The organism is Enterobacter nematophilus (genome assembly GCF_026344075.1).
Lineage (GTDB): Bacteria > Pseudomonadota > Gammaproteobacteria > Enterobacterales > Enterobacteriaceae > Enterobacter > Enterobacter nematophilus.
In genome coordinates this window covers 223,990-243,810 of sequence record NZ_JAPKNE010000001.1, presented here as the reverse complement: position 1 = coordinate 243,810, position 19,821 = coordinate 223,990, and the positions used below count along the sequence as shown (strand labels likewise).

Genomic DNA, 19,821 nt, shown 5'->3' with positions numbered 1-19,821 from the left:
GCAGCCCTTTCTGGGAAACATAGGAAAACTGAATGTTAAACCTCTGTGCGGGCAGCAAGAAGTCAACCTCATGATAGGTTACTTTGTTATCATATATCATTTTTTTTGCCTCCCTGTGGAACGGAGAGGAATCTGTATCCAGCTTCCTGACCACGTTCAGCCATATAACTTACAACGGAGCCTAATGGCAGTTCTTTATTATTTCCCTTCCAGATATCGGCATTACCCACAATCAACAGGCGATCCATTGCGCGAGACATCGCGACATTTATACGGTTTGGAGCGCGTAAAAAACCTGGGCTATGATGCTTATCCGAACGCGTCAGCGACAGGATGATGATCCGATTTTCTTTGCCTTGATAACTATCAACCGTGTCAATTTTAACAATATCCTTAAATCCCTCGCTCCAGATTTCTTGGTTGAATTTCTGACGGAGCAGCCGCTTTTGTTCGGCATACATACATATCACGCCGATAGCTGCTTCATCTTTGTTAACAAGCTTTGAGAGTTGAGCGACAAATTCTTCATTCTCTGACACCTGTTTAAGAACAGAAATAATCTCGTCAGCTTCACATCGGTTGTAAATGCTTGTTCCGCGATCTTCAAGATGATGTGCCCGGTGGCCCAGATTAGCAGTATCAAGCCAAGTTACGACGCTACGTAACGCTTCCGGTGCATGCTGATAGACATCCGGAATTGCCCGTTCTCCATTCAGAAGCTGCTTGTCATAGAACGTCTTAGATACGAGATCGCCAATCGGCGGAGCCATACGATACTGGGTCAGCAAAGCTGCACTCGCTTGCGCACCATAAGCAGAGTTGAAGGCACGGGCAAAGTCACTTCGTAATACCTCGTCAATTTCAGTACGGGGGTTATTGATACCCAACTTCCTCGCTAATGCCGCCTTGTGGGCATCTGAGTACAACGGCGGAAGCTGCAGGTGGTCACCCACCAACAGAACGCGTCTGGCCGACTGCATTGCAATGGCCAGTTCACTTGCAATCGAGCGCGCCGCTTCATCAATGATAACCCAGTCGTAGATATTCTCCTGAATGCCAATGTGCCCCTGTCCTATACCTACGCATGTTCCAGCCACTAATTGCCTGGAGCGCGAATAAAATTCGTCCAGGTTAACTCGCTCTCCCGACATAGCATCCTGCATATCGCGGGATATTTTAGCTAATGCCTTTACCCGTCTTGCCTCATCAGGTCTGACGCCATAATCCGTACACAGCCTGGAAATTAGAATGTCTTTTGCTGCAGAGACCTTCGCGCTTTTATCCAGGTTAATCCCATATTCCTGACTCAGCCTGGAGCGGATGGAAAAATCGAGTTCAACTGCAATTTCTTTCAGTTCACTGATCTCTTTTGAATCCGTTAAATCGTTAACTTGGTAGAGCAATTTCTCAAGGTGATCGATTTGCCTGAACAACCTGAGCTCAGCAAGTACAACACCCGAAATAAACCCCGGCTCCAGGCCAATGGCTTCACTCAATGCTTCAACACGGTACTTAATTTCAGCATTGAACAGTTCGCGCTTCTCCGTTGTAATTGCGTTTGAATACACATCTTTCAGGCCAGGGGAAACGGCCCCTTCCCGGTTGCTGAACCTGACGACGTCCAGCTCTGTACCCAGCCGGAAACAGTGCTTTCTGATGCGCTCGGCCGCTGTATTAACAGCCTCGTGTGACTGGCTGACCAGTAAAATGCGTTTGGTATTCTGTTTCTCGATAAGGTAGTGAACAAAGGCCGCGATGAACTCGGTTTTACCGGTCCCCGGTGGCCCTTGAAGCAGGGAGAGAGGGCCATTATTGACCAGTTTGTTAAACGCTTTTCTTTGCTGCTCGTTCAGACTGATCTTGTTTCCGTGCTGGTCTTCACGGTCGTATCTGGCAAAATCTGCATCGCTGAGATTGATACCGTAATTTTGAGCCACCTGTTTGCAGGAAGGGTCGAACAGGTCAATTAAGTCAGGCAGCACACTTTCTCGATCGAGGAGCCGCTCCAGTGCGCGTTTACGTTTCTGATAAGACGCCCGATCCTGCTTTGTACGGAAGAAGACAATATCAGAATCTTTCAGCCTGTATGCTGCTGAACGCACTTTGACCAGACGGATCTCTTTGAGCTCTGACTTCTTAAGGGAAACCTCACCTATAAATCGCTCAACACCTTCATGATCGACCTGCAAGGCTTCAACTTCATCACCACTTCTGAATGCGCCAAGAGGATCAACATCTGCGGAGTAAGGGAGAAGTAGCTCTCCATGAGCATCTGCAACCGGGACCACCTCCCCGCTGACTTCAATGTTTGGATAGGATTCTGTTTCAGTATCCAAAATGGCGCGCCAGAGCTTCACCGTCGGGATTTCCAGCACTTCTTTTAAAGCAGGTTCAAGCACCTGCTTATCCAGTCTTGCAAAGGCATCTTTTAGCTGAAGCGTAAGCGGATCTTGTTCCTGAACGTCTTTAGATGCGGCAATCAACTCGATTGCACGAGCAAAAGATTCTTCTTCATTAAGCAATACTGTCAACGCCGACAGATCATGTGTACTGCCGGGTATAATCCTGATGCCGGTATCAATTTCGAAATGGCTTTCATCAATATCTTGCTTACGAATGGATGAGCGTGCCCATGGTTTGAAGCTATGAATCAGCGTTTTCTGCTCTTTGTGGAACACTGCAGTGAAACCGCCGCCTATTCCGTTGAAAGTGACTTTTACTTCGGCTGGCACTTTAGGATTTGGCTCAACTTTGACATACAGATGGCCGTTATCTGGCAGGACAGAGATTATTTCATCGGCATTTCCTGCTGTTATCTCTATCAGAGCTTGTTCTGAGGCCAGGTCATTGCTGTCTATCGCTTTTTTAAACCGCCCTAAATCCTTAAACCCAAAAACTGGATCTTCCAGCTCAGCACGGATGGCATTCGCAATAGTCGGATAAATGTCAGATTCCTGCCCCCATGACAAACCTAACAACTCGCTGGACATCTTCATCACTGCATAGTTGTCGCGTTCAAAGGAAGTACAATTATCGACGTATTCAGGGCTGTAGCTGTGGTTTTTAGATTCTTCACCGGACGGTGAAAAATCGGGGATATCAATGAGGAAAAGCGAACGACTCTGTGTCCCAAGCATCACATTGCCAGGATGGATGTCCCCGTGAGAAACACCCAGACCGTGTAAGTGCTCAACGGCGGCGACGAACTTATAAATAAGGTCGATTTTTTCATCATCGGGGACCACCATTTTATCCCAAGTTTCTCCCTGTACCTGATCCGTGACCATATAGAGACTTGATGATTTTGATGCGATACCGAATTCACGAATTTCAGGCAGATACGTTGGTTTAACTAAAGAAAGCTGCTCAACCTGCTTTAAAAACTTCAGAACCTGGAAGTTAATTGAAGGAGCCTCTCCCTGCCCCCCCACGTTCAGCCAAGCCTTAACGAGCCTTCCACCCGAGATATAGACTTCTTTGTCGGATGTTTCGACTAGAAAGTCATCGTCTTCCCGGTACTGACGAGAGTGATTGATAGCATGCCGATAAGGATCAAGCTCAGCATCATCAAATGTAGGGATCGCCTTGCCCGCAGGTTCGGCTTGTTTCAGGGCATTAAAGAATTCAGTCGCGGAAGTAAATTTTGCAGCAACGGCATCCAGTAATACATTTGAATACCAGTACTGACTATTTAGCATACTGTCCTGTACTGTTTCCAGACTCTTTGGCGACATGCGCATACCGCTTAATAAGTGCCAAGCTACAAGGCTCAGGGCATGAACATCCTGCTGAAAAGGTGTAAGCTCGCCCTCATCAAGCATGTCTTTTACCTCGACTGCACCTACAGATAAAAGCTTACGATAATCGCCGACCGTTCCGGCTGGCCGGTGGTATGCCGAAATAAAGTTTGAAAGGGCGACTTCTTTTGAAGGTGAAATCCACAGGCTGTGATCGGCGATATCCCTGTGCGCAATTTTCATCTCATGGAGATCGCTAAACTTCGCGATGAGCAGTTTGACCACATTCAAGCGGTCCGGGTCAGAAAACGCCTTGCCATATTTTCCGATAAATTCGTTAAACCGGACATGACCCGGCGGAAGCTCATAGACTTCGCTGTACTCGGCCGTCACCTCGTCTTTCTGAAAACTCGTCAGAGACCTTAGACAGTGGTTATATAGGTCACGGTTCTGATGATTGATGTGCTGTAGCACCTCACGCTCACGTGAAACGATCTGAGCTCTTCCTTCCGGCGTGTTCGCTTTCGTTCCCGCGATATTCCTAAAATTCCACACTCTGAGTAACGCTTCGCTATTTGCTGATATTTCAGATTTTGCTAGATATTCCCGATACACCTTTTTAGGATGTTCGAAAATCATATCCTTAGCTTCGTAGCCATTAACTCTCAGGGCTTTTGGCGCCGTCTGAGGCCCTAGGAACAGATTATCAAAAAGAGGAAAATCCTTGTTAAGAACCTCGGAGCCTCGATGCGGTTTGAAGTAATTATTGAATGTCCTGCGATCGGCAAATTTCAAAAAATCTTTTAACGAGATCGTATGGTGGAGTTGTTCCTCCGGCAGCGCGCTGAAGTCTGTATTGCCGGTCATCACAACAAAAAAATGAACAATAGGGGTATAGCCTTTGTTCGTAAAACGGTCTGCAAGACGCTTGAGTTTGTTGTCCAGCATGAATTTTTTGCTACGGGTCACACTTACTGGCGAGCGCCCCATGTTCATATCACCCTTATACCAAGTATCCCCGCGCGCGGTTACAGGCTGATGGTTCCAGTCTTTAAGTTCAACAATGATCACGTTGCAGTGTGTGACAATAACTAAATCGAATTCACCTTCTTTTTTTGCCTCAACAAATCGAAAACCTGCATAACCTTTCCAGGGGAACATTCCATTGCCGGTAAAACCATAGCTTTGTAGCTGCTCACTAATTGAACCGCCACGGACAGGCTTATCAGGCTTAGATACGTTGACTGAAAAAGCAGCCTTTATTTTCTCGATAGCCAACACTTCCTGCTCTTGTAAGCCACCATCCCACATTTCTACTTCCAACGAAGTTCCCCTTAGATTTCGGTTTAAATTTGCTTTGAAAGTCAGGCCATTTATTCTGGTCAATAACGGATGAACCGGATTAATTGCTATCTATGTTACTCTTAACCATATATTTTTTAACATCATCGATTGTTTGAAACGCAAACAGGCTCACTAGTGAAGTTCAATTTATAAGCCAAAACGCACCGAAAGAGACCTTTATACATGCTTATGTGGCCTGTCAGTTTCTACTACGTAATGTAAACAAAAAGATAGCTGTCTTGCGCCGTGTTTTCACCCTAAAATACGGCAATATTTCTCCATAGCAATAGCAAGGTCCACAACTCGGTAGTAAGAAACTCTACTCATTGATACTTATCAATTCTAATGCCTTTTCCCAACGCATAGATCCTAATCATCACAAAAATCACTGCATCGTGAGCTTATGATTGCGGTCAATAACGCATCGGCATTTGTGGGTAGTTCACTCACGGGGACTATCCGCAATCCTCAAAATACGGTCCAATCCGGGCGCTATGTTGCAGTCATTTTCACCTAACTAAACGCTGAGTGTTCTAATGCTTAAAGTTTTATCCCGTCGCCTGAAACACTGTAACGAGGTGGCGACCAGAATAAGCAATTCCACCCTGACACAACTGCAACAGCTGAAGGCTCAGTTGGCCGAAGAAATGGGCAAGCCTGTGGGGCTACATACCATGGGCATTCCGGCGGCACTCAGTACTCTCGGCGTGATTGTCAGTTTCGCGATTCCGCAATTGTGGCTGGGGTATGGCGTACTGGCAGCACTCAATCAGCCAGCCGAACGCGTCGCCCTGCTGTTCGCTGGCCTGAACGACGTGATGATGTTTATGATTGGCAAAGGCAGCATACGCGCCGTACGGTTACATCTTACGCTGGCGATGATAAGCCTGATATTGACGGCAGCCTACCTGCTGGCCGCGCTGAGCGGTAGCACTTCTCCGGGGGTCAGCCTGGCCGCAGCGCTGGTAAGTCTCGTCATGCTGGGGCTTAGCGGCAGCTGTATCCTTTCTACCGCTTTCTATAAGATGCTGTTATTTACTTTGCATAATCGCGCCTGGCGGAGGCTTATAAGCCAGACGCGCTAAGCAAACCCGCCGCTATCGGCGGGATTCTTTTATGCCTTTCTCTGCCTGCGCAACCAAATTAACTTATACGCCGCAGGAATAATAAACAGCGACAGCAGCGGCGCCGTGATCATCCCGCCTATCATGGGCGCGGCTATCCGGCTCATAACTTCCGACCCTGCCCCCGTCCCACAGAGTATCGGCAACAGGCCCGCAATAATCACCGCCACGGTCATCGCTTTTGGCCGCACGCGCAGCACGGCGCCATGATAAAGGGCGTCATCCAGCCCCTTTTCGGTGAATGTTTCTGGACGCGACAACGCCGGATTCGCCTCGATGGCATGCCGCAAATACATCAGCATGACGACCCCGAACTCTGCCGCCACCCCGGCCAGGGCGATAAAGCCGGTGCCGGTTGCAACAGACATATGGAAGCCCTGCCAGTACAGGAACCAGATGCCGCCGACCAGGGCAAACGGCAGACTCATCAGGATCAGCAACGCCTCATCCACGCGACGGAACGCCAGATAGAGCAGAATGAAGATGATCATCACCGTCATCGGCACCATCAGCTTCAGTTTCTTATTGGCGTGCTCCAGCAGTTCAAACTGCCCGGAGAATGACACGCTGGTACCCGGCCTCAGCTTCACGTTTTGGCTGATGGCCGCCTTAATGTCGTTCACCACCGACACCATATCCCTGCCCCGTGCATCGATGTAAATCCAGCTGGCAGGACGCGCATTCTCCGTTTTCAGCATGGTCGGGCCAGATACGACCTTTATATCAGCCACATCGCCCAGCGTAATCTGCTGCTTCATCGGCGTCAGAATCGGCATCTCTCTCAGCGTCTGCGGGCTGTTCCGGTAGTCCTGAGGATAGCGAATGTTTATCGGGTACCGGGCAACGCCCTCCACCGTTTCCCCCACCGTCGCGCCGCCGATGGCCGAGGAGACAAACAGCTGCACGTCACCCACCGTCATCCCGTAGCGGGAGGATTTTTCCCGGTTGATATCAATATCAATGTAGCGCCCGCCCTCCAGACGTTCAGCCAGGGCTGACACCACGCCCGGCACGGTTTTCGCTACTGCCTCGATGCTTTGCGCCGTCGCGTCGATATCAGACAAAACGGTACCGGAAACCTTGATACCTATCGGGCTTTTGATCCCGGTTGAGAGCATATCAATGCGGTTACGTATGGGCGGCACCCAGAGATTAGCCAGGCCGGGCAAACGAACGGTTTTGTCCAGCTCGTCAACGATCTTGTCCATCGTCATGCCTGGCCGCCATTGATCCTCCGGCTTAAGCTGAATGGTGGTTTCCACCATTTCAAGCGGCGCAGAATCCGTTGCCGTTTCCGCCTTACCGGTCTTACCAAACACTGACGCCACCTCAGGCACGGTTTTGATTAATTTGTCCGTGGTCTGTAACAGCGAGGCCGCTTCTGCCGGGGACACGCCGGGCAGCGTGGACGGCATATACAGCAGATCCCCCTCGTTGATCTTCGGCAGAAACTCGCCGCCCACCTGGCTCAAAGGCCAGATGACAGTGAAGATGGACAAGACGGCAACGAGCAACGTTGTTTTGGGCCAGTGCAGCACCCGAACCAGAAGCGGGTGATAGGCTTTAATCAACAGCCTGTTCAGTGGGTTACTGGTCTCGGCGGGGATTTTACCCCGGATCCAGAATCCCATCAGAATAGGGATAACAATGATGGCCAGCGCGGCTGCACCTGCCATGGAGTACGTTTTGGTAAAGGCCAGCGGACCAAACAGCCGCCCTTCCTGCCCCTCCAGGGTGAAGATGGGAATGAACGACAAGGTAATAATCAGCAGGCTGATAAACAGCGCTGGCCCCACTTCCACGGAGGCGTTGGTGATCGTCTTCCAGCGAGTAACGTTATCAATCTGCTCGCCCGGATGCTGATGATCCCACTCTTCAAGCCGTTTGTGCGCGTTTTCAATCATCACGATGGCCGCATCCACCATCGCGCCGACGGCAATCGCAATCCCGCCCAGCGACATGATATTGGCGTTCAGCCCCTGGAAGTGCATGACGATAAAGGCAATACACAGGCCCAGCGGCAGAGAGACAATCGCCACCAGCGCGGAGCGGACGTGCCAGAGGAACAGCGCGCAGACGATGGCCACCACAACAAACTCTTCAAGCAACTTGAAGCTCAGGTTGTCGATTGCCCGGTCGATCAGCTGGCTGCGATCGTAGGTGGTCACGATCTCAACGCCTTCCGGCAGGCTGGCCTTGAGGGTCGCCAGCTTATCTTTCACCGCGGTAATAACGTCGCGCGCGTTTTTGCCCGAACGCAGAATTACCACGCCACCCGCAACTTCCCCCTGCCCGTTCAGCTCGGCAATACCGCGCCGCATTTCCGGCCCCGTCTGTACGCGGGCAACATCACGAAGGTAAATCGGTACCCCGTTTTCGCCGGTTTTCAGGACAATGTTATTGAAATCATCCAGCGTCTGCAGATAACCGCTGGCGCGGACCATATACTCCGCTTCCGCCATTTCAACCGACGATCCCCCTGCTTCCTGGTTCGACGATTCAAGCGCCTGCTTAACCTCCGGCAGGCTGATGCCGAACTGGGTCAGCTTTAGCGGATCAACCTGAATCTGATACTGCTTAACCACGCCGCCCACCGACGCGACCTCGGCCACGTTCGGGATAGTTTTCAGCTCAAATTTCAGGAACCAGTCCTGCAATGAACGCAATTCGGCGAGATCGTGTTTTCCGCTGCGATCCACCAGCGCATACTCAAATATCCAGCCCACGCCAGTGGCATCAGGGCCGATTTCAGAGCTCACCCCGGCAGGCAGTTTGCCCTGAACCTGGTTCAGATACTCCAGCACGCGCGAACGGGCCCAGTAGAGATCGGTGCCATCTTCAAAAATGACGTACACATACGAATCGCCAAACTGGGAAAAACCGCGCACGGTCTTTGCGCCGGGAACCGACAGCATGGTGGTGGTAAGCGGATAGGTGACCTGGTTTTCAACAATCTGCGGGGCCTGGCCGGGATAGCTTGTTTTAATTATCACCTGAACATCAGACAGATCGGGCAAGGCATCGACCGGGGTGTTGATGATGGTCCATGTCCCCCAGACGCTAAGAAAAAGCGCCCCCAGCATGACCAGGAAACGGTTGGCGACCGATCGCCGGATAATCCATTCAATCATCATCGTCTCCTTAATGGCCGGAATGCGCGTCGTCAGCGGTTTCAGCCTGACGCATGCGCTCCAGCGCGCCGGTGATATTGGCCTCCGAGTCAATCAGGAACAGGCCGCTGACCACCACCGACTCCCCCTCTTCCAGTCCGCTACCAATCCCGGACTGCTGTTGAGATTCATGCAGCACGTGTATCGGTTTCGGCACAAAGCGCCCGTCTTTATCAACGGTAATGACGCGCTGTTCTTTTCCGGTATCGATCACGGCTTGGGAGGGGATCAGCAGCATCTCCTGACTTTGCGTATTCAGCTTCAGGTACGCGTTCATGCCCGGCTTCAGCAGCTCGTCCTTGTTAGAAACCTGCAGGCGAACCTGCAGCGTGCGGGTGGTCTGGTCCACGCTCGGCAGAATGTTCCATTTTTCTACCGGGAAGGTTTTATCCGGATAAGCCGGTATCGAAACAGCAAACTGCGAGGTGTCTTTCAGCAGATAAGCGATGGATTCAGGTACCGCCGCGCCGATCCATACCGGATCCATCCCCTGTATTTGCGCTACCACCTTATCTTTGGAAATATTCATGCCGGTACGCAGGTCAAAGGCCGTAATGACCCCGTCGATGGGCGCCCTGATGGTAAACCGGGTCTGGATAGTACGGCTGGCGCGCAGCCTCTGGATATCCTCGTCCGGCATACCCGCCAGCCGCAGCCGTTCAAGCACCCCTTTTATTTGCGTCGGCGTTCCGCCGGTGCCGGATAACAGCAAAAATTCACTCTGCGCCTCGACCCAGTCCGGAATAGTAATATCAATCAGCGGCGTGCCTTTCTTCACGCGATCGCCGGTCGTCAATGGGTATACTTTTTCAACGAAGCCTTCCGCGCGCGCCTGCACAATAACAAACTGATAGTCGTTATAGCTGACGTTAGCCGGGATCGTCTGGGCATAATTCAGCGTTCCGCGCGTCACCTTTTGCGTTTTTAATCCCAGGTTCTGAACCTGAGTCGGATCGATACGTATACCGGCACTGGTGTTATCCTCGTTTTCATCCGCATATTTCGGCACCAGATCCATATCCATAAACGGCGATTTACCGGGCTTATCGAATTTAACGTCGGGTTTCATCGGGTCATACCAGAAAAGCACCTCTCTTTCCGACGCGTTATTTGCCGTTTTTTCAGATGAATGAAGCGCCTGCCATGCCGTCAACGATATCAGCCCTCCCGCAATAAGGCTGCTGACTATCATGGCAGCATATTTTATTTTTAATGAGGCCATGCCGTATCTCGCTATTTAATGCTTTTGAGTAAAGAGATATTGCCCTGCTGAACAAATGAAAAATCAACCTGGCTGCCGGGCTTCAGTGCGTTAATACTCTCGTCAGCGTCGGTAAAGGTGAACCGCATGGTCATCGCGGGCCAGCCAATGGCCGGAATAGCGTCATGAGAAATGGTGATTTTTTTATTCGTAAGATCAACCGCTTTCACAACGCCCTTACCGTGGATAATCTGCTCGGAAGCCGCGTCGCTGGCGGCGTTCATTGCGTCGTGCTGATGCACCTCCGCCTGGAGGCTGGCAGAAAACACAACGGAGATCGCACCGAATACAACGGCCTTAAGTGAATTACGCATTTTTATTTTCCTCTTTGATTAAGTTATTCGACCCAACCACCGCCCAGCGCGGTGAAGAGATTTATTTCATTCACCTGTCGGGCGTAAATAAGGTCGAGAATGATTTGCTGCGTGGAGAAAAGAGAACGTTCCGCGTCGAGTACCTCGATATAGCTGACCGCACCGCTGGAATATAACCCTCTGGCACGCTGCAGCGTGATTTGTAGCGAAGCAAGATAACGCTGCTGCGCTTCAATTTGCTGGGTAATGCTGTCCCGCAGCGCGAGCGCGTCGGCAACCTGTTTAAAGGCGGTCTGGATTTTTTGTTCGTAATTAACAACCGACTGCTGCTGGCGAATTTCGGCCAGCTTCAGGTTGGCCTTATTCCTGCCCGCATTAAAAATGGGAAGTTCAATTTTAGGAATAAAATTCCACATTCCGCTGCCCGCGGTGAACAGGCTGGACAATTCCGTACTGCCCGTTGAAACCCCGCTGGTCAGCGAAATGGACGGGAAAAAGGCAGCTCGCGCCGCGCCGATATCCGCATCGGCCGCCTTAAGCTGATACTCCGCCTCCATAATATCCGGGCGCTGCAGCAGTATCGCTGATGAAAGATGGGGAGGCAGTTTCACCGGCGCAACGTCGCCGCCGTTCATACCGCTGTCGCCCGGCAGCGCGCGATACGTGCCGAGGACCAGCTGCAATGCATTATTGGCCTGCTCCAGCTCCCCCTCTCTTTTGGCAATCTCTGCCTGCGTGCTTTCGATCTGTCCCCGGGCCTGTTCCAGCGCCAGGACGTTCGTGCTTCCCGTCACCAGCTGCTGCTCAACGAACGCATAGGACTGCTGGTAATTTTTCAACGTCTCCCGCGCAATGCGCAGCTGTTTATACGCCAGCTGCTGGTTGAAATAGCCCTGCGACACGTTAGAGACGAGCAGGATATGCACGGCGCGGCGGGCTTCCTCGCTGGCGAAATAGCGCTGTCGGTCGGCCTCGCTCATGTTTTTCAGCCTGCCGAAAAAGTCGAGATCGTAGCTAAGCGCAAGCCCCGCCTCGTACTGCTGTGAGGTGGGTTTATCACCTTTCAGCCCACCGCTGTAGGTGATACCCGAATTTGCATTCAGCTGAGGATAACGGTCCGCGTCCGTCACGTTGAACTGCGCCCGGGCTTCTTCGACCTTCAGGGCGGCCATTTTTATATCGCGGTTGTTCTTCAGGGCTTCCGCAATCAGCCCGGCAACCTGCGGGTCGACAAAAAAGCGTCGCCAGCCGGTGTCCTGATACCCCGGCATCGCTGGCGTCAGGCCGTTACGCGAGAGGGAAAACTGCTGGGGTACCGGTGACGCGGGCCGCTGGTATTCAGGCGCCAGCGAAACGCAGCCTGCCAGGATGAATACCGTACTGATGCTTAGTCGTTTTAACAGGAACATAACGCTTCTCGTCCAGAGTTTGACGAGGGCTACTCTACGGAAGGCATCCTGTTTGACGGGTGACAGGATAATGACAATGTTGTCATTTTTAACGTAAGTCATTGTTAACGGCGGTACGCTCACTAGAATGTCATCAGCAGCCAGTCAGGGGGAGCACGATGAAAATACTGATCGTTGAAGACGAAATGAAAACCGGTGAGTACCTCAGCAAAGGGCTGACTGAAGCGGGGTTTGTGGTGGACCACGCTGACAATGGCCTGAACGGATACCATCTCGCCATGACCGCTGAATACGATCTGCTGATCCTGGATATCATGCTGCCCGATGTGAACGGCTGGGATATTGTCCGCATGCTCCGCTCGGCCGGAAAAGGGATGCCGATACTGTTACTCACGGCGCTCGGCACGATTGAACACAGGGTAAAAGGGCTTGAGCTGGGCGCGGATGATTATCTGATTAAGCCTTTCGCCTTTGCTGAGCTGCTCGCCAGGGTAAGGACGCTGCTAAGACGCGGGAATACGGTGATCGCGGAAAGCCAGCTTCATGCGGCTGACCTGACGGTTGACCTCGTGTCGCGAAAGGTGAGCCGGGCCGGAAACCGCATTTTACTCACCAGCAAAGAGTTCAGCCTGCTGGAGTTTTTCCTGCGCCACCAGGGAGAGGTGCTGCCCCGTTCCCTGATTGCCTCTCAGGTGTGGGACATGAATTTTGACAGCGACACGAACGCGATTGACGTGGCGGTTAAGCGGCTGCGGGCGAAAGTTGATAACGATTATGAACCGAAGCTGATCCAGACGGTGCGCGGCGTAGGCTATATGCTGGAGGCGCCGGATGCGCGCTAAGCCCTTCAGACGGCCTTTTTCGCTTGCCCTGCGGCTGACCTTTTTTATCAGTCTTTCCACGATCCTGGCCTTTTTCGCCTTTACGTGGTTTATGCTGCACTCCGTTGAAAAGCATTTCGCCGAGCAGGACATCAGTGACCTGCAGCAGATTAGCACCGCGATGCACCGCATCCTGCAGTCCCCGGCCGATCCCGACCAAAAGAAAATCAGCAAGCTTAAAGAGTCGATTACCAGCTACCGCAACGTGGCCGTCCTGCTTCTGGATCCGCAGGGAAAGACCCTGTTCAGCTCGGCGCAAGGGGCGGCGTTACGCCCTGCAATGAACGCGGCAGACTTTAGCGCACACCGTCGCGCGCAGGATGTGTTTCTCTGGACGGTTGAAGACCCTGCCGCCCCCATGCACGCCGGGCACGACATGAAAATGGAAACGTACCGGATTATCGCCTCTTCGGGCACGGCGACGCTGCAGGGCGAAGCGCAGAACTACGTTATGCTGATCGGGCTTTCCATTAATTTTCATCTGCACTACCTGGACGCGCTGAAGAAGAATCTTTTTGCCATTGCCGCGGTAATCAGCCTGCTGATTATTCTCATTATTCGCATCGCGGTGCGCCAGGGTCACCTGCCCCTGCGTAACGTCAGCAACGCCATTAAAAATATCACCTCGGAGAATCTGGACGCGCGGCTGGAACCCTCCCGCGTGCCCGTTGAGCTGGAGCAGCTGGTTATCTCCTTCAACCATATGATCGAAAAGATTGAAGACGTCTTTACCCGGCAGGCGAATTTTTCCGCCGACATCGCGCACGAAATCAGAACCCCCATCACCAACCTGGTGACGCAAACCGAAATCGCGTTGAGCCAGAACCGCTCGCCGAAGGAGCTGGAGGATGTCCTGTACTCCAGCCTTGAAGAGTACAACCGGATGACCCGGATGGTCAGCGACATGCTGTTTCTGGCGCAGGCGGATAATAATCAGCTGATCCCGGACCGGGTGATGTTTGATTTGCGTGCCGAGGTCGTGAAAGTGTTCGATTTCTTCGAAGCCTGGGCGGAAGAACGTAACATCACGCTGAACGTTAACGGGCAGCCCTGCCTGACGGAGGGCGACCCGCAGATGTTCAGAAGAGCGATTAACAATCTGCTCTCCAATGCCCTGCGCTATACGCCGGAAGGAAACGCGGTGACCGTCTCGCTCAGTGAACAGGAGAACGATGTTGAACTGGTGGTTGAAAACCCCGGCACGCCGATCCCGCAAGAGCATCTGCCGAGGCTGTTTGACCGTTTTTATCGGGTGGATCCTTCCAGGCAGCGCAAAGGCGAAGGAAGCGGGATTGGGCTTGCCATCGTGAAGTCCATCGTCGCTGCGCATCACGGAAAAGTTCGCGTGGAATCAGATGCGGTATCGACGCGCTTCATTCTCTCCGTGCCGAAAAAAGTGACCTGAGCCGTCAGCGGACAGCGCGGCACACCTCCAGCACCTTTTCCCTGAGCCAGCGATGCGCCGGGTCCCTTTCCATGCGCGGGTGCCACATCTGTGACACCGTAATGCTCCGGGTTTTAAACGGCAGTTCAAAGACGTGCACGCGCTCGGTCATCGGCTGATTGAGCAGGTAGAGCGCCGGCACCATGGCAACGAGATCGGAGACCAGCGCCACCGATAGCGCCGTCGGGAACCCTGGCACCACGCTGGCGATTTTGCGCTTCATCCCGCGTTCCGCCAGCGCCTCATCGACAAACCCGTGTAACGAGCCGTCGGGCGAGGCCACCACGTGCCCCCAGGCGACATAGTCCTCAAGGCTGACTGACGGCAGCGAGGCCAGCGGATGCCCCTGGCGCACCGCGCCCACAAACCGATCCTGAAACAGCCGTTGCAGACGAATTTCAGGCCCCATATTGCTCTGCACGCCGATCTCCAGGTCAACCAGCCCCTCACGCAAATAGCGCGACGTTTTCTCCGGTTTCGGCGAAAAGCGAATGCAGACGTCGGGCGCCACCGCCGCCACGGCGGCAATGAGCAGTGGCCCAAACGCCACTACAAAGCCATCGTTGGCTCTGATGGTGAACAGGCGCTCCATACGCTCAACATTCAGCGTTTCCGTGGAGGGCTGCAGCACCGCCCTCGCCTCATGCACTGCGCTTCTGGCCCGGTCCCGGGTGGCTTCGGCCCAGGGGGTCAGCACCATCTGCCGACCGGCCCGCACCAGGATAGGATCGCCGGTCACCTCCCGCAGCCTGCTCAGGGTGCGGCTCATGGCGGAGGTGCTCAGGTTTAAGCGTCGCGCCGCGCCCGCCACGCTGGCTTCGGCCAGCAGAACGTCGAGCGCAACCAGAAGGTTAAAGTCAGGATCGGACACGATGGCTCCTCAGATAAGGCGTTACATGCAACGATAAAGTGCAAACGCTGCGTCTTCCGCCCTGTATACCCCATGATTATAGTTTCGTCATCACTATTCTTATCGGGAGTAACAACGATGACGCTCTTTTCAAACCAGCCCGGCGATGAAGGCTTACCCGGTCATGAACGTGCAAGGGTGATGGTCGCCGTCATGACCACCACGCTGATGGGCGTCTTTGACGGCACTATGATCAACATCGCGCTGCCCTCCATGGCGAGGGCGATGCAGGTCCCCGCGAATGTTGCGGTGTGGTTTGCCAACGGCTATCTGCTCTCTGCGGCAATGACGCTGGCCATCTTCGCGGCGCTGGCGGCGCGCGTGGGATATCGACCGGTGTTTCTTGCCGGGCTTGCCACCTTTACGCTCACCTCGCTCGGCTGCGCGCTGGCGACCACGCCAGAAATGCTGATTGGCATGCGTATATTACAAGGCATCGGCGGCGCGGCTACCCTGAGTATCGCCCCGGCGATCCTGCGTTCCGTTTTTCCCGGTCGCCTGCTTGGGCGTATTCTTGGGCTGCACGCCCTGCTTATCGCCTCCAGCACGGCGATTGCTCCCGTGCTGGGGGGAACGATACTGGACGCGCTGAGCTGGCAGTGGCTGTTCGCCATTAACCTTGTGCCGGGCAGCATCGCCCTGCTGCTGGCATGGCGGGCGTTGCCGCGCCAGTCGGACGTTGACCGCTCCCCCTTTGATGCGCCGGGCGCCGCGCTCTCCGCCGTGCTGTTAGGTTCTGCAATCATGCTGGCCGACAGCCTTCAGCACATAACGCAAGGCATCGACCCGGCGGCCACTGGCTGGGGGCTTCTCGCGCTGGTCAGCGCTATCGCCTTCGTCTGGCGGATTCGGCGCGCGCACAGTCCCATACTGCCGCCCGTAATGTTCAGAAACGGGCGCTTCACCCTCGCCGCGCTGACCTCGCTGGCCTCGTTTGTCAGCCAGGGCATCACCTTTGTCGCGCTGCCGTTCCTGTTTCAGAGCGTCTATGGCTACAGCCCGGTGGTTTCGGCGCTGCTGTTCACCCCGTGGCCAATTGGCATCGTGCTGATCGCGCCGCACGCGGGGCGCTGGGCGGATACCCTTTCCGGGCCGCTGATCTCGACAATCGGGCTGATGATTTTTGTCGGTGGACTGGTTCTGCTGGCGACGTTGCCGGAAAATCCGTCCGCATGGAATATCTGCCTGCGCAGTCTGGTATGCGGGATTGGGTTTGGCTGCTTCCAAAGCCCCAATAACCGGGAGATGCTCGCTAACGTGGCGCGGGAATATGCCAGCTATGCCTCCGGCGTGTTGTCTATCGTCAGGACGTTCGGCCAGTGTCTCGGTGCCGCCGTCGTGGGCGTGCTGCTTGCGACGACGGAATCAGACCATGACCGGGCCGTGCATCTGGCGCTGTGGATCGCCGTTATCGCCTCGACGGGATCGGTGTTGTTTAGCCTGAGCAGGCTGCGCCCGGCGGTTCGGGCATCTGCGTAAACTGTTGCAGCGCCTCGCGGCGCTGCACGTTTATTTACTCCAGCGCCAGCAGCGCAAAGCTCGCCAGCCAGTGCCCGCCGCTGTAGTGGCTGCCCACCACGTGCTCAATGCTTGCCTTCAGGTGCTTCGCCACGGCATCACCCAGCGCCTGCTGCGCCGGATGATTTGCCGGAAGCGCCCTGGCAATATGCTTCATGCACCAGGCGCGGCTGAGGTTTAACCCGTCGAGATGGGCGATTTTCGGGTCGGTACGGTCGCTCACTTCCGCCGGGTTCATCAGCGCCGCAGTGGAGCCGACATCCGGCAGAAACGCGTCAAACCAGGCAGGGAAATTCTCTGCGACCTTGCTCATCAGCAGCGCTTCCGTCAGTGCGCCGGAAATGTACTCATCGCCACCCGGCTCGTAGTGGGCCGGATAGCGCGTGTCGGCGAGATAAAACCGCTCCGCCGCCGTCACAATCGCCTGCTCAAGCGCGCTATCTTCTACGGCACGGGCGTAGTCCAGCCCCAGCGCCAGGGCAAACGCGGTGTTGTAGTGCGTCCCGACGCGGATCGGATAGGTAAGCTTGTTGAGGTAGTCCACCAGCCGGTTGCGGATATCCTGGGTTAGCGGCTCCAGCGTCTGGTACCAGCCTGCGGCCTGCGGCAGCGACGACTGTTTCAGCTCCTGGGCCAGCGCCAGCAGCCAGCCGTAGCCATACGGCCGCTCGAACGAGGCGCGGAACGGCGCGGTGAAATAGGCCAGCTCCTTCGCCACGTTCTGCTCCGTCAGATGCTCGTCGAAAAGCGCAACGATGTCATTCCGACACGGTAGCTCAGGATAGAGGCGCACGCAGCGCAGCAGCAGCCAGTAGCCGTGCACCGCCGAGTGCCAGTCGAAACAGCCGTAGAAAATCGGGTGCAGCTCGCGAGGCGGCAGAACGTCACCATCATCATTCAGCAGGTGCATGATGTGGTTCGGGTATTCCTGGCGCAAGTAGGTTAAAGGCATGCGGGCAAACGCGTCAGCCTGATGTTGCGTCAATTCCATAACAGCTCCTTAGCGAAACACGAGGAAATACATGAGGAACACGTTCACCACCAGCAGGGTTAACGCGGTCGGGATCTGGATCTTGATAACCTGATATTTATCCTTCAGCTCCAGCAGCGCCGCGGGAACGATGTTAAAGTTCGCGGCCATCGGCGTCATCAGCGTGCCGCAGTATCCCGCGTACATGCCGATCGCCAGCAGCGGCGCCGGGTTGCCGTGATGCACGTTGATCAGAAACGGCAAGGCGATCCCCGCGCTCAGCACCGGGAAGGCTGCAAAGGCGTTACCCATGATCATGGTAAACAGCGCCATCCCCACGCAGTAAATCACCACCAGCATAAAGCGGCTGTCCGGGTTCACAAACAGGCTCACCACCTTCTGCACCGAATCACCGGTATTGGCCGCCACGAACACGCCGCCGAGCATGGCCAGCATCTGCGGCAGGATCACCGCCCAGCCGATGGTATCGACAAGACGACGAGACTGGCGAATGGCGTGCAGCGGCGTGCCTTTGGTCAGCCACCAGCCGGTGAGGATCGCCGCGACGCAGGCCACGCACAGCGCCGCCAGGGTGAGCTGTTTCTGGTCGAGAAGATAAACGCCGCCAATCGACACGCCCTTCAGGAACAGCGTCCCGATCACCGTCACCACCGGGATCATCAGCGCAGGAAGGAACAGCCAGTTTTTAAGCCGGTTCGATGAGGCAACGCGCTCCTCGTCGGAGGCCATTTTATAGTGCCCTTTCCCCACCAGGCCAAAACCCGCCAGCAGCGCGATTGCGATGACGCACCCGCCGATGATTCGGTACGCCAGGGATTTACCCAGCTCCTGCACCATCAGGTCACCGAACAGGAAGATCCCGCCGAATAAGAACCAGAACAGCGCAGTGGTAAAACGCTTCGGATTGGCGCGGTCGCGCAGGGTCATAACCACCAGCAGCATCACGACAAAGCCGATCAGGTAATACACGCGGTTAATGGTGATAAGCGTCATCATTGCGCGGCCTCCTGCGTACCCTGCTCTGCACGCCAGGCCATAACGTCGCGGCGGATGCTGGCATCCAGGCGCAGCAGGCGCGTCATATGAATAATCAATGCCGCAATGGCGGTGGGAATGGCCCACAGGCCGATGTGCAGCGGCTCGATCCCTTCGATCCCGTTTTCCTTCAGAAACGCGTCAATCAGCAGCACCGCACCGAAGGCGATAAAGATATCTTCCCCAAAGAAGACCGCGATGTTATCGCACGCCGCGGCATGGGCCTTGATTTTGTCGCGGATGTGCTGCGGCAGCTCGCCGTACTCGTTCAGCGCCGCCCCTTCGGCCATCGGGGCCAGCAGCGGGCGCACCGTCTGGGCATGGCCGCCCAGCGACATCAGCCCCAGCGCGGCGGTGCCCTCACGCGCCACGAAGTAGAGCATCAGGATACGCGCCGAAGTGGCGCTGGCGATCTTCGCCACCCAGGCCTGGGCGCGCTCTTTAAGGCCGTAATATTCCAGCAGACCAATCACCGGCAGGATCAGGATGAAGGTCGCCAGCGATCGGCTATTGACGAACTTCTCGCCAAAGGTCTCCAGCAGCATCCCGAAATCCATCCCGACCAGCAGGCCCGTCGCCAGCCCCGCCACCACGACGACCAGCAGCGGGTTGAAGCGCAGTGCAAAACCAATGACCACGATCGGTATCCCGATCAGCGGCAACAGCGTAGTACCGTCCATAAC

Annotated in this window: 13 protein-coding genes; 4 read left to right on the top strand and 9 right to left on the bottom strand. The window is 54.6% G+C overall.

Annotated elements, in window-relative coordinates; translation table 11 throughout:
• Positions 1–89: 89 nt before the first annotated feature.
• Positions 90–5,048 (bottom strand): AAA domain-containing protein, encoded by a 4,959-nt coding sequence (locus OSH03_RS01115; RefSeq protein WP_266178620.1) that lies wholly within the window; start codon positions 5,046–5,048, stop codon positions 90–92.
• 569 nt (positions 5,049–5,617) lie between these two features.
• Between OSH03_RS01115 and OSH03_RS01110 the strand changes: the two genes are divergently transcribed.
• Positions 5,618–6,166 carry a hypothetical protein gene (locus tag OSH03_RS01110; protein ID WP_266178015.1) on the top strand — a complete coding sequence of 183 codons (549 nt, stop codon included), beginning with the start codon at positions 5,618–5,620 and terminating at the stop codon, positions 6,164–6,166.
• Positions 6,167–6,195: 29 nt separating this feature from the next.
• Here the strand turns inward: OSH03_RS01110 and silA are convergent, their stop codons facing one another.
• From silA to OSH03_RS01090, 4 genes are read right to left on the bottom strand one after another with little or no spacing between them, the layout of a single operon-like run.
• Positions 6,196–9,336 (bottom strand): Cu(+)/Ag(+) efflux RND transporter permease subunit SilA, encoded by a 3,141-nt coding sequence (silA, locus tag OSH03_RS01105; RefSeq protein ID WP_266178619.1) that lies wholly within the window; start codon positions 9,334–9,336, stop codon positions 6,196–6,198.
• 10 nt (positions 9,337–9,346) lie between these two features.
• Complete coding sequence (locus OSH03_RS01100; protein WP_266178014.1) at positions 9,347–10,597, bottom strand: efflux RND transporter periplasmic adaptor subunit; 1,251 nt, start codon at positions 10,595–10,597, stop codon at positions 9,347–9,349.
• Between the two features lie 11 nt (positions 10,598–10,608).
• Entirely contained in the window at positions 10,609–10,950 is a 342-nt protein-coding gene (gene cusF / locus OSH03_RS01095; protein ID WP_253542022.1) for a cation efflux system protein CusF, read from the bottom strand.
• 23 nt (positions 10,951–10,973) lie between these two features.
• Positions 10,974–12,359: an efflux transporter outer membrane subunit gene (locus OSH03_RS01090; RefSeq protein ID WP_266178013.1), complete on the bottom strand. Its 1,386-nt coding sequence runs from the start codon at positions 12,357–12,359 to the stop codon at positions 10,974–10,976.
• Between the two features lie 158 nt (positions 12,360–12,517).
• Between OSH03_RS01090 and OSH03_RS01085 the strand changes: the two genes are divergently transcribed.
• Both OSH03_RS01085 and OSH03_RS01080 read left to right on the top strand, forming a co-directional pair.
• Entirely contained in the window at positions 12,518–13,201 is a 684-nt protein-coding gene (locus tag OSH03_RS01085; protein WP_248094848.1) for a copper/silver response regulator transcription factor, read from the top strand.
• Positions 13,191–14,645: a Cu(+)/Ag(+) sensor histidine kinase gene (locus tag OSH03_RS01080; RefSeq protein WP_266178012.1), complete on the top strand. Its 1,455-nt coding sequence runs from the start codon at positions 13,191–13,193 to the stop codon at positions 14,643–14,645. The genes OSH03_RS01085 and OSH03_RS01080 overlap by 11 nt, the downstream gene beginning before the upstream one ends.
• A gap of 4 nt (positions 14,646–14,649) precedes the next feature.
• Here the strand turns inward: OSH03_RS01080 and OSH03_RS01075 are convergent, their stop codons facing one another.
• Positions 14,650–15,555, bottom strand: a complete 906-nt coding sequence (locus OSH03_RS01075; protein WP_253542028.1) for a LysR family transcriptional regulator — start codon at positions 15,553–15,555, stop codon at positions 14,650–14,652.
• 117 nt (positions 15,556–15,672) lie between these two features.
• On the opposite strand from OSH03_RS01075, the gene OSH03_RS01070 reads away from it, so the two are divergent.
• On the top strand, positions 15,673–17,073 hold the full coding sequence (locus tag OSH03_RS01070; RefSeq protein WP_266178011.1) for an MFS transporter: 1,401 nt from the start codon (positions 15,673–15,675) through the stop codon (positions 17,071–17,073).
• Between the two features lie 34 nt (positions 17,074–17,107).
• On the opposite strand, the gene OSH03_RS01065 is transcribed toward OSH03_RS01070, so the two are convergent.
• From OSH03_RS01065 to OSH03_RS01055, 3 genes are read right to left on the bottom strand one after another with little or no spacing between them, the layout of a single operon-like run.
• A complete protein-coding gene (locus tag OSH03_RS01065; RefSeq protein ID WP_266178010.1) occupies positions 17,108–18,103 on the bottom strand; it encodes a DUF2891 domain-containing protein in 996 nt (331 codons plus the stop codon).
• A 9-nt stretch (positions 18,104–18,112) separates the two neighbouring features.
• On the bottom strand, positions 18,113–19,099 hold the full coding sequence (locus OSH03_RS01060; RefSeq protein ID WP_151413721.1) for a DUF979 domain-containing protein: 987 nt from the start codon (positions 19,097–19,099) through the stop codon (positions 18,113–18,115).
• Positions 19,096–19,818 (bottom strand): DUF969 domain-containing protein, encoded by a 723-nt coding sequence (locus tag OSH03_RS01055; RefSeq protein ID WP_025756467.1) that lies wholly within the window; start codon positions 19,816–19,818, stop codon positions 19,096–19,098. Before OSH03_RS01055 ends, OSH03_RS01060 begins: the two co-directional genes overlap by 4 nt.
• Positions 19,819–19,821: the final 3 nt, after the last annotated feature.